The sequence below is a fragment of the Lentzea sp. NPDC005914 genome, assembly GCF_040629405.1.
In the GTDB taxonomy this organism is placed as follows: Bacteria; Actinomycetota; Actinomycetes; order Mycobacteriales; family Pseudonocardiaceae; genus Lentzea.
This window is the reverse complement of sequence record NZ_JBEXVQ010000056.1, coordinates 37,805-48,863: the sequence shown is the minus strand read 5'-3', so window position 1 is coordinate 48,863 and position 11,059 is coordinate 37,805. Positions and strand designations below refer to the sequence as shown.

Below are 11,059 nucleotides of genomic sequence, written 5' to 3'. Positions count from 1 at the left end.
GTCGCGAGGGTGTCCACTTCATTCGTCACACAATGATCATGGACACCCTCGTCCCATGCCCGGATCTGGGCTACCCCTTGGAATCAACCATCTAGCGGCCCACGCGGGCGATCAAACGCAGCAGAATGCCGGCCAGACAAGAAACCAGTTACGCGCAGTCCGACTTCGTCCGCTCATCGGCAGAAGCGGAGGTGGCGCGCTCGGCGGCACGGGCGCACGTTGCAGACCTGGTCGATCAGAGCGATCGCGTAGCGGTTCAGATCAGTGCTCGGCTCAGTCTGTTCGGGCGAGCAGAAAAGGCCGACGCAGTAGAGCTTTGATGACCCATGGGTGCGCTCTGGTTGTCCATCGCGTTCGCTGTACTGGCGCCGCGATGACTGACCGATGTGCGTGAGCAGCGTACTGCGGAGCCAGTAGCGGAAGAGGTAGCCGGCTCGGTTGGGTCTGCACTCGGCCCGGCGCCCGCGGCCCGTTTCCGGGAGGGCAGCGGGCATCCTCGGCGCTCCGGAGAGTTTCGACCTGACAGCGCTCAGACGCGGCGCACCCAAGGGGGACAGGACAGGCCGGGCCGCGACTGCCAGCCACACCACGTCGTCCCGGCTGAGTTCTGGAACGTGTCGTCGATCAGTGTGGTTAGCGATCGCGTCCGGCACTACGGCCAGGTGGATTGATGACGACGGTTCGCCATCAATCCACCTCTGGTTCCGTCAGACGGGCCCTGCGTCAGGCGGGCAGCCCGAACCTGGCGTCCGTGCTCAAGGCCAGGCTGGGACAGGTGACGTACCTGGCTCCGACAGGAGGCCAGCCGAGTTTGGCGAACGCCTGCAGGCACCTGCCGTTGGGTGGATTGGCCACCAGCAACGCGACGGCGATGGAACCCAGCGTCGCGCAGTGCACCTTCAGCCAGCCCGGCGCGGAGGTTGCGCACAACGAGATCACCGCCGGAATGCCGCCGGCCAGGGCGGCGAGGTACCAGTTCTGGGTCTTCTCCTTCGAGAGGGTGTAGGTGAGCTCTTGCGGAGTCACGTCGTCGATGGTCACTGCGGTCAGTTGCAGCGATGTCCCCGTCGCGGACACCTCGGTGATCGACAGAGTGCCCGACGGGTGGAACTGCGCGTCACCGTTGACCGAGGCCGCCGCATGAGCGGACGAACTCACGCCGGTGATCAGGGCAACCGCGAGTGCGATGCCGACGGTCAGGCCCTGCCTTAAACGGAGTGATTTCACAGGTTCTCCTTTGTGTTCCTCTATCAGCTGCGAAATTTTCTTGCGCAGCTCCTGGTGCTGGAGTCAATGTCGTTTGATCACGTAGGGCGACCGGTCGAGATGATCTCCACCGGGTCGTCTTAATCGCCACGATGCTCGGCCGTTCGTGCGAATTACTGGTCAACTTTCTGTATGTCGCTGGTCAGCGCGCTATTCCTGGTCCTGGAGGGGGCAGGGATGTGGGTGAAGATCGCTTTACTGGGAGAGGTGACCGCACGGGTCGGCGAACGGCTGGTGGACCTCGGAACTCCGCGGCAACGGTGTGTGCTGGCCGCCTTGGCGGTGGACGCGGGCCGGCTGGTGCCAGCAGATCGGCTGATGAGCCGGGTCTGGGGTGTTGATGCGCCACGACGGGGGCGAGCGGCGTTGCACACCCATATCTCCCGGCTGCGCGGCGCGTTCTCCGGCGCGCTGGCGATCGTGCGCCGTTCCGACGGTTACACCCTGGAGATCGACCGGCCCGACCAGGCGGTCGATCTGCTCCGGTTCCGTGCCCTTCGTGGGAGAGTTCGAGGTGTGGCGGATGACCCGCACAAGGTTGCGCTGCTGACCGAGGCGCTGGCGTTGTGGCAGGGCCCGCCGTTGTGCGGCCTGAGCGGGGAATGGGTCAACAGCGAGCGCGATCGATGGCAGGAGGAGTACGAGGCGGCCGAGCGCGACCTGACCGACGCCAGGCTCGCCCTCGGCCTGGGTGAGGAACTGGTCCCGCCGCTGTCGGCGCGTGCCGTGCGGAACCCGTTGGACGAGCGTGTCGCTGGCCAGTACATGGTGGCCCTGCACCGCGCCGGGCGATCGGCGGACGCGCTGGACCATTACCGACAACTGCGGGGACGTCTGGTCGAGGAATTGGGCACCGATCCCGGTGAGGCTCTGCAGAACCTGCACCAGCAGATCCTGGTCGGCGACCCGCGGCTGATCTCCGCACACGCCGGGGTGGCGACCCAGGCGGTGGTGATCTCACGACAGCTGCCCGCCGCACCCGCCTCGTTCGTCGGGCGCCGAGAGGAGCTGGATCGGCTCGACGCGACCCTTTCTCTCAACTCCGCTGCGGACACTGCTCCCGCCGAGGTCGGGCCGCCTGGCAGAACGGTGCTGATCACCGCGATCGGTGGAGCCGGAGGGATCGGGAAGACCTGGCTCGCTCTGACGTGGGCACACCGTCACCTGGACCGGTTCCCGGACGGGCAGCTGTTCACCGACCTGCGCGGCTTCAGCCCCACAGAACAGGTGGTGACGCCCGACGCCGCGTTGTTCGGGTTCCTCACCGCGCTCGGTGTCGCCCCTCATCGCATCCCGGCCGACCCGGACGCCCAGGCGGCGCTTTACCGCAGCCTGGTGGCCGGAAAGCGGATGCTCGTGGTGTTGGACAACGCCGCTACCGCCGACCAGGTCGCGCCGCTGCTGCCAGGCAGCCCGACCTGCACCGTGCTGGTCACCGGCCGTGTCAAGCTCGCCTCGCTGATTGACCGGCACGGGGCACGTCATCTTCAACTGGACGTGCTGGACCGGGCCGAGGCACGAGCTCTGCTCGTCGCACGTTTGGGCATGGACCGCGTCGCCGCCGAACCCGACGCCGTTGACGAGCTGGTTGCGCTGTGCGGGGGTTACCCGTTGGCCCTGTCGATCACGGCCCGCAACGCCGCTTCCCACCCGGCCATCTCGTTGACCGAGATCGCGGCCGAGTTGCGAGAACTCGGCGTGGAGATGCTCGACCACGGCACGGACTCCAGCGCGAGTCTGCCAGCCGTGCTGTCTTGGTCTCTGCGCCGGCTCACCGACGAACAGCGCGCCGTGTTCGGACTGCTGGGCGTCGCTCCCGGACCCGACGTCGCCCTGCCCGCCGTGGCCGCACTCACCGGCCTGTCGCTGGCTGACTCGCGTCGTGCGCTATTGGCGCTCGAGGAGGCATCTCTGATCGGACGACGGGCGCACGGGCGGTACGCAATGCACGACCTGGTTCGCGCCTACGCGGCGACTACTGCTCGCGACCTGCCCGACAACATGCGGGAGACAGCCCTTAACCGAGTGTTGGATTTCTACCTGAACACCGCACACAACGCTGACCGCCTCATGGAACCCACTCGCCAGCTTCTGCCGCCCGACTCACCCGCGCCCGGCGTGCACCCGCACTCGCTGCCCGACGCCGCAGCCGCAACGGCATGGCTGGAGGTCGAGCACATTAATCTGCTGGCCGCCCAGCGTGTCGCGGTCTCCGTCCGACGCCACAACGTCGTCTGGCACCTCGCCTGGGCACTGAGCACCTTCTACTTCCGGCGGGCACATCGGCGAGACATGCTCGACATGTGGCGAGTCGCGGTGGACGCCGCTGCCTACCTGCCTGACCCGACCGCCCTCAGTCGTGCCCTCCGGAGCCTCGGCTTCGCCTGTGCTCGGCTGGACCTGTACGAGGAGGCCTCCCGGCACCTGAACCGCGCCCTTGACCTGGCAGTGCGCCACCACGACTCCGCCGAACAGGCAGACACCCACCTTGCGCTTGCATTCGTGTGGGAGCAGCAGGGAGACGACCCGCGAGCGCTGGACCACGCCCGCCACGCCCTCGACCTCCGCCGCGCCCTGGGCCAGCCGGTGCTGGAAGCCGTTGCGCTCAGCCAAGTCGGTTGGTACGCCGCGCGCACAAATGACTTCGACACAGCCCGTGATTACTGCCATGCCGCCCTCACCCTGCACCGGCGCCACGACAACCTGGACGGCGAAGCGGCCACCTTGGACAGCCTCGGGCTCATCGCTCACCGCGTCGGCGACTACCAGCAGGCCGTCGGCTACTACTACCAGGCCGTCGCGCTGTACCGAACACAGGGCAACGCCTACCACGTCGCGGACACCCTCGACAACGTAGGCCATCCTCACGCCGCACTCGGACAGTCAGATCGGGCGCGCGAGGCGTGGCGGGAGGCGCTGGAGCTGTACCGGGAGCAAGGACGCGACAACGATGCCGCGCGAATGCGACGGCAGCTCGACGATCTCGGATGACGTCTGCTAAGGACTGTCTCGGCGGTTCTACGTGCGGAGTTGCTCCCATTCTTTGCTCTTCCAAGGCTCATCGGCTCTGTCTCGTCTGAGGCCGGCGTGCACGCTCGGCGGCATGTGGAAGTGGGTCGGGCGCAGTGCGAGGCCCTCTGGCCGCGCCCACCGCTACAGGCCGCTTGAGCACCTCTGGCGTCGGGTGAGCTGGCTCCGCACGCCGTGACTTGCGGGGAGTCGGACCGTCACGACGAGGCCGCCGGACCGGCCGGGCCGGACGTCGAGGTCGCCGCCGCAATGTGTGCCTGCGCTGCCTGAACGTCTGCCCATTCGCAGCCGCAGCCGCGTGGGGTTGAGCCCGTCGCGCACGGGTAGCGGACGCGGCGGCACGCCGGTCACGGTAGCGGCGCACGGTGGCGCAGCGGGGATCCGGCGCCTGGGACACTGGACCTCCGACCACCCGCTAGACGAGGAGTGCACCGTGCAGCAGGGAACCGTCCGCTGGTACGACCTCGAGCGCGGCTTCGGCTTCCTCGCCCCCGACGACGGCAGCGCCGACATCTTCGTGCACGTCTCGCAGGTGCAGGGCGAGGGCGCGGCCCGGGCGCTGCGCGAGGGCCAGACGGTGGAGTTCGAGACCGGTGAGGGACCCCGCGGTCCGCAGGCGCTGCACGTCGCCGTCACCGGGGACGTCGCGCCCGACGCGGCCCTGGGTGTGCTCGCCACCGTCTCCTGGTACGAGCCGGCCAAGGGCTACGGGTTCGCCGCGCCGGACGGCGGGGGTGCGGAGGTGTTCGTGCACTCCTCCGCCATCGTCACCGGGGGCGTCCTCGCGGCCGGGCAGCGGGTGGCCTTCGTCGTCACCGCGGGGGAGAAGGGGCCGCAGGCCCAGCACCTGGTGCCGCTGAGCTTCGACGCCGGTGTCCGCCGAGCCCCTCTGGTCGCGCCCGGCGACGGCGCCGACGGCTCCGTCCTGTGGTTCGACGAGGAGAAGTCGTTCGGCTTCGTGGCCGCCGACGACGGGGCGGGTGACGTCTTCCTGCACGTGCGCGCCCTGGTCGACGACCTGTACCTGCCGGCCGAGGGCGACCGGGTCTCGTTCACCACGGTCACCGCGGACCAGGGTCGTCAGGCGCGCGAGGTGCGGTTCGTCGCGACCGGCGAGCCGGTGGAGGCCGCCGCGGCCCCCAGCCAGGCCCGTCCGGCCACCCGGCCCGCAGCCCGCGCGGGCGACGGCTCGGTGGCCCGTTACGACGCGGACCGGGGCTTCGGTTTCATCACTCCCGACGCGGGTGGGCCCGACCTCTTCGTGCATGTCTCGGTGGTCTCCGGCGAGCCTCTGGTGGCCGGCGAGCGGGTGCGCTTCCGCATCCGGCAGAGCGACCGGGGCCCGCAGGCCGACGCCGTCGAGCGCGCCTGACCGTCCGGGACGGTCCTACGACGCCTCGAAGCGGGCGACGTAGCGGCGCTGCCACGGCGCCTCGGCCGCCCGGTGGTCGTAGCGCGCCCGCACGCGCACGGAAGCAGCAGGCGTGTTCCGCCGTGCTGTAGAATCATCCGCTGCACCACGACGTTCGCTCATCGGTATGAACGTGAGTTCGGAGCAGGCAGATGCGGTCATGTCGTCTGCTCCCAGAAGTACTAAGTGCTCACCTGTGCCGTGATCGCCGTACGCGTCCGTTCAGGGCCGTTGACCTGCGGTTTAGGGCATTTGGGCGCAGTTCAGGTCGATCCGAGGACTCCTTCTGTGTGAACTATGGCACTGGGGTCGCGCTGACCTGCGGAAAAGGCTCCAGCAGGTCGGCGCGGTTCCGTTCGAAGCCGTTGAGGTCCGTTCTGGTCAATTCAGTGCGTAGCTCCGCTCCCAGTTTGCTCCCACTGCCTGCTCCCAAGCCGTTGAAGGTTGGAAGCCTTGGGGTGGCAGATCCGGCACTTAGTGTCCGGAGCCAGGACGATTGAAGGCACCGAAAAGTGAGGGCCGTCAGCCCCGCTTTGTCTCAGATGACGCGTAGGACACATTCGACTGCGGGACCGTGAGTGGTGGCGGAAATGGGAAGATCGAGTCGGACGTGGAGCCGAGCATTTCTGGCGAAGTTCGCCCCTTCTGTGCCTTGGCCGGCGTCCCTTGCAGGCTGTTGAACGGCCGGCCGCGGTCAAGGGTCTCTGCAGTCTCAGTGGTAATTCCGGGCCAGCGCCCTCATGGCGAAGATGATGCACAGCGCGATCGATCCGCCGACGCCGCCGACGACCCATGCCCGAATGGCGTCTGGTACCAGGATCAGCACGCCTCCAAGTGCCACGAGCACCAAGAAGAGTGCAAAGCCGAGGCTCAGCATCAGCCGGGAGGCCCTTCTGGTGCGTTCGTCGCTGGCCAGCACGTAGTGCGCGAGGTGGGTGAGCGTGGTGTTGCTCGTCCTGCGAGTGGACGCCAGCTTGCCCATGCGCAGGACGATGTCGTCGTTGGTGATTTCGGATCGCGGTGGCGTGGTTGCGGCGGGCAGCGGTTCGAGTGGTGATGAACTGACTGGGTCGTGGTGGCTGATCGCCACCGACGACTCGAGCACGGAGGTGTTCGGAGCCTGGTGCTGCTTGAGTTCGCGCAGGCGGTCCATGACGATGTCCGTGTGCATCGGCGAGAGGTTGCACGCCCTGAGAAATGCGATCACCTGGTCGGGTTTGCTCGGCAGGCCTGTGCGTTTGGGATCGACTAGCGCGTACGCCTGGCTGCGCGGGATGTTCGCCTTCACGGAGATCTGCCCGCAGCTCAGCCCAGCCTCTTTGCGGATGCGGTTGAGCACAGAGCGAAACTCGGTGGCCGAGTCCGCCCTGAGCATGGTCCGCTGCACGGTCAGGTATTTCTCTGCGGTCATCGCCGTTACCTGGTCGCCTCATTCATGATCGAATCGACAGGCGCTGGCGTCGATGCGCCGCCGATGGAGGCCAGCAGTGCAACGACCCGTCGAGCGCATCTCGGTGCCGACAACGCGGCTGTGAACAACCCGAGAGTTGTTGCGGACGTGATGACGGCCATCGGAACTGAATAGTTCTCGTAACGGGTTAAGTACCAGGCGGCGGCGAAGGCCATGCAGAGCGCCGGGACGTCGGCCCAAGCGAACCGGCCGCGCGATTGCTCGCGATGGTTGGGGGCGTACACGCGGAGCCCTTCTGTGAGACCGAGCAGTGCTGTTGCGCTGCAACAGCACTGACGGCTTCGTTGGTAGCGGTTGAGTCTTTGACTGAGGTGCCACTGAAGCGGCTGGAGACCGTTGGAACAGCGGCACCCGATCGGGTGATAGGCCGGATTTCACCACAGCGCGCGGGTGCTGACCAGATGCGCGATCACGCGGGTGTCCACCGGTGTCCACATGCACGAATGCCCCCGGATGGCGATGCGCCATCCGGGGCGCGACGTTCGTGGTGGAATCCGTCTCCAGCGGATTCCACCCAAACCCAGCGCTCAACCGCTACCAACAGCAGGGCCTGGGTGCTCCGGCCGATGTGTTCGGCCGCCGCAACGACCATCATAGGAGCGTCCCATGTGATCCAAGTCACATATAGATGCCTGATTGGAAAGTTGCCTTTGAGCTGCGCTATTCCATGAAGAATGTACTAGGTCGATGTGTATAGACGCGTCTCCGCGGCGAATGGACGCAAAGGCACCTGAAGGCCTCCATGGCCCACTGAATCGCTCGACTGGCGTCCATGGCACGTGGGCTGCTTGTCACCCGTGCTCTGGCCGGCTGCTCGGAGGTTCACGTCGTCACGATTGATGTTTGTTGCGCACACCGGATGCGCACATACGCAGCGGGCAGCTCGACGGTGTGCAACTCCGCCGACACGGCTCGAAGAGGGTCGTGCAAACCAGTCTCGCGGCCGCGCCCGACGATCCGGCGAAGCTGATCCGCGTGATGAAGCTGTTCGTGGACGGCGAGGCGAACCGGCCACTGGGAAGCGCCAGCCTTCGCCTGCTCACGTATGCGGCCGAGCCATGCGCGCTGCAGTGGTCCAAGGACGTGGTGTCCTTCCCCAACGTGATCGAGCTGACCGACGAGGAACGCGCGCGTCTCCTTGACGTCCGCATCGTCGACGGCGAAGTCGCGGGGCTGACGACCGAGGACGGCAGGCTGGCCGGCGTGCCGTTGCCCGGCCACCGACCACGGTGCGGTGGGCGCTGGCGCGGAGCCATGTTTCTTCCGCTGGAGCGAGGCTGTGCCGATCTCGTCGTCCTGGGCTTCTTCGGCACAGGAGCACCCAGGACGGACCTCACCACCGCGACGTTGCGCTGTCGACATCAGTGCGGAGACTGCTGGCAGGTTGTTGTGACCGACACGGGCTAGCTGACCTTGACCACCGTTGCATGTGGCTTCCCGGTCGCAGTCGGCGATCACGAGGTCGGTGCCGTTCGCGGTGTCGCCGAACAAGGCGTCCAGACAGCGGTTGGCCGACGCGTTCACGATGGTGCCGTCGTGCCGTGCGGTCCATTGTTGGGTGTCGTCACCGTTGCACGCCACGAAGATCACCGGTGTCAAGTTGTCGCCACCGTTGATGTCCAGGCACTTGTCGTGCACCCGCAACGTGCCGTCGCCGGGACTCGTCCACCGCTGACCGGCTGGACCTGAGCAGCACGAGGACACTGAAGCTGACAAAGCCCGTGTGGTCAGAATCCGATCAGGAACAGGACACCCGCGAGCAGCAGCCCGGCTTCGACGAGCACGACGAACACCCGGTCACTGATCCGGCCGACGACCTTCCTACCGATCCACGTGCCGACCAGGGTGGCGGGAGTGAGCGCGAGGCCATAGAGCACCACACGGCTGGTGAGCAGGTCTCCGACACCATAGGAGGCGATCTTGGTCAGGTGCAGGGTGAGCGCGCTGGCAGCTTCCGTGCCGATGTAGGCGGCACGGGTCAGCCCGGCAGCGAGGAAGAACGGCGCGGTCAGCGGACCGACCGACCCCAGCAACGCCGACCCGAGACCCGACGCCGCGCCCACCACGGCGAAAACCGGTTCCGTCGGCGGACGGCGCTGGGTGCGGGGGACACGTCGCCACACGACCACGCCGATCAGGAACGCCCCGAGCATGACCTTCAACGGAGCCAAGGGCGCCCGCGCCAGCAGCAGACCTCCCACGGCCGCGCACGGGATCGCGCCCAGTGCGAACCAGCCGATCACCGGCCAGCGCAGCTCACCGCGGTTCAACCACACGCGGGAACCGTTGCTGGACAGCTGAGTCAGCGTCAGCATCGGCACCGCCGCACGCAGCCCGAACAGCGCGGTGAACACCGGCAACAGCAGGACCCCACCGCCGAACCCGGCCACCGCGGACAGCACCGCCAGCCCGAACGCCGCCACCGACGCCAGCAGCACCTCCACCATCAGACCCATCACCCCTCGGAGAGCGGTGGCGTGCGGTTCAGGAAGTCCGGCACAAGATCGACGGGAAACGCCGGGTAGGCCATCAGCAAGCCCACCCGCACCCCGCGCGGCAAGTCGCGATCTCCCGGCTCAGGCCGTGACGGCTCGGCAGCTGATCTCCATGCCGTCCTCGACCGGGAAGTCGACCGTCACGTACCCGTTTGCCGGTTCGCGGACGTAGGCGAGGTAGTCGGCCATGGCGGGGAACGTGTTGTCGTCGGCGACCACCAGGGCCCCAGGCGTCAGCCGTGGTTCGAGTAGCCGGAGCACTGGGAGGCATAGGTCCTTCCACCCGTCCAGGAGCACGAGTCCGATCGGGCCGTCGATGTCCTGCAAGGTCTCCAGCGCGTCACCCTCGAGGAGAGTGACGTGGTCGCCGACACCGGCTTCGTCGAGGTTGGCCCGAGCGTGGCCGATCTTGGTCCTGCTCATCTCGGTGCCGTAGACGTGGCCCGTGCCGTTGTCCGCGACGGCGGCGGCCAGGTAGATCGTGGAGATGCCGAACGAGGTGCCGAACTCCACGACCGTCTCCGGCCTGCCGGCGCGGACCAGCGAGTAGAGCAAGTCGCCACCCCTCGGCGAAATCGGCAGGTAGAGATCCTGCAGCAGGTCCGCCCGTTCCTGGGCGGAGGCCGACGGTGAGACGGGCATGCGTGTGCTCTCGTCGAGTTCGGCGGCGGCGAACATGCGTGCAAGTGCTGTGCGGACGCCCGCGCTGTGCAACGTAGTGGTCACTCGAGCTAGAGTAGACGCAACGTTGCGTCTTGCCTAGCTGCTCGGGAGATCGTCGATGCATCACGGAAACCGGCACGGACGCAGTGAAGAGGCGCGCCGAGCCGTGCTGCAGGCCGCCGACGGGCTGCTCGTCGAACGCGGGTTCGCCGGCGTGACCGTGGAAGGCATCGCCACTCGCGCGGGCGTGGCCAAGCAGACCGTGTACCGCTGGTGGAAGTCCAAAGTGGACATCCTGATGGACGCCTTCGCGGAGGACATGGAGCAGCACCTGACGCCGCCCGACCACGGCGACCTCGCGCTAGACCTGCGCGCCCACCTCGCCCACCTCGCCCAGTTCCTGACCGAGAACGACTCCGGCGTGGTGTTCCGCGCGCTTGTCGGCGAGGCGCAACACGATCCCGTTCTGGCGGCCCGGCTGCGCGCCGGCTACCTGGGGCAGCAGCGCGTGCGAGACCTGCTGCCGCTGCGAAGGGCGATCGACCGCGGAGAGCTTTCGGTCGATACAGACCTCGATCTCGCCGTGGACGAACTCGTCGGCCCCGTTTACTACCGCGTGCTGATCACCGGCGGCCCCGTGTCCCGAACGTTCACCGACGAACTGGTGGACCGCTTCCTCGAACGACTCTGACCGGTCGGCCGACGCCGGTCCGCGGATACCGG

At 67.4% G+C, this 11,059-nt stretch carries 9 protein-coding genes and 2 pseudogenes; 5 read left to right on the top strand and 6 right to left on the bottom strand.

What is annotated here, in order from left to right:
- Positions 1 to 723 precede the first annotated feature (723 nt).
- Positions 724 to 1,227, bottom strand: coding sequence for a hypothetical protein (locus tag ABZ345_RS44710; protein WP_359861395.1), 504 nt, complete (start codon positions 1,225 to 1,227; stop codon positions 724 to 726).
- Between the two features lie 216 nt (positions 1,228 to 1,443).
- Between ABZ345_RS44710 and ABZ345_RS44705 the strand changes: the two genes are divergently transcribed.
- From ABZ345_RS44705 to ABZ345_RS44690, 4 genes and pseudogenes are all read left to right on the top strand, one after another.
- Positions 1,444 to 4,257 carry a BTAD domain-containing putative transcriptional regulator gene (locus ABZ345_RS44705; protein WP_359861393.1) on the top strand — a complete coding sequence of 938 codons (2,814 nt, stop codon included), beginning with the start codon at positions 1,444 to 1,446 and terminating at the stop codon, positions 4,255 to 4,257.
- Between the two features lie 472 nt (positions 4,258 to 4,729).
- Positions 4,730 to 4,915, top strand: a pseudogene (locus tag ABZ345_RS44700) (cold-shock protein); the annotation flags it as partial.
- Between the two features lie 42 nt (positions 4,916 to 4,957).
- Positions 4,958 to 5,137, top strand: a pseudogene (locus ABZ345_RS44695) (cold shock domain-containing protein); the annotation flags it as partial.
- A gap of 9 nt (positions 5,138 to 5,146) precedes the next feature.
- Positions 5,147 to 5,668: a cold shock domain-containing protein gene (locus tag ABZ345_RS44690; protein WP_359861400.1), complete on the top strand. Its 522-nt coding sequence runs from the start codon at positions 5,147 to 5,149 to the stop codon at positions 5,666 to 5,668.
- A 15-nt stretch (positions 5,669 to 5,683) separates the two neighbouring features.
- Here the strand turns inward: ABZ345_RS44690 and ABZ345_RS44685 are convergent, their stop codons facing one another.
- The 5 genes from ABZ345_RS44685 to ABZ345_RS44665 all read right to left on the bottom strand — a co-directional run bounded on the left by ABZ345_RS44685 (position 5,684) and on the right by ABZ345_RS44665 (position 10,399).
- Positions 5,684 to 5,830 carry a hypothetical protein gene (locus ABZ345_RS44685; protein ID WP_359861391.1) on the bottom strand — a complete coding sequence of 49 codons (147 nt, stop codon included), beginning with the start codon at positions 5,828 to 5,830 and terminating at the stop codon, positions 5,684 to 5,686.
- A gap of 589 nt (positions 5,831 to 6,419) precedes the next feature.
- A complete protein-coding gene (locus tag ABZ345_RS44680; RefSeq protein WP_359861389.1) occupies positions 6,420 to 7,118 on the bottom strand; it encodes a hypothetical protein in 699 nt (232 codons plus the stop codon).
- An 882-nt stretch (positions 7,119 to 8,000) separates the two neighbouring features.
- Positions 8,001 to 8,882: a ricin-type beta-trefoil lectin domain protein gene (locus ABZ345_RS44675; RefSeq protein ID WP_359861398.1), complete on the bottom strand. Its 882-nt coding sequence runs from the start codon at positions 8,880 to 8,882 to the stop codon at positions 8,001 to 8,003.
- 23 nt (positions 8,883 to 8,905) lie between these two features.
- Positions 8,906 to 9,634, bottom strand: a complete 729-nt coding sequence (locus tag ABZ345_RS44670; protein ID WP_359861387.1) for a sulfite exporter TauE/SafE family protein — start codon at positions 9,632 to 9,634, stop codon at positions 8,906 to 8,908.
- Positions 9,635 to 9,754: 120 nt separating this feature from the next.
- Entirely contained in the window at positions 9,755 to 10,399 is a 645-nt protein-coding gene (locus ABZ345_RS44665) for a class I SAM-dependent methyltransferase (RefSeq protein ID WP_359861385.1), read from the bottom strand.
- A gap of 55 nt (positions 10,400 to 10,454) precedes the next feature.
- On the opposite strand from ABZ345_RS44665, the gene ABZ345_RS44660 reads away from it, so the two are divergent.
- A complete protein-coding gene (locus ABZ345_RS44660) occupies positions 10,455 to 11,027 on the top strand; it encodes a TetR/AcrR family transcriptional regulator (RefSeq protein WP_359861383.1) in 573 nt (190 codons plus the stop codon).
- Positions 11,028 to 11,059: the final 32 nt, after the last annotated feature.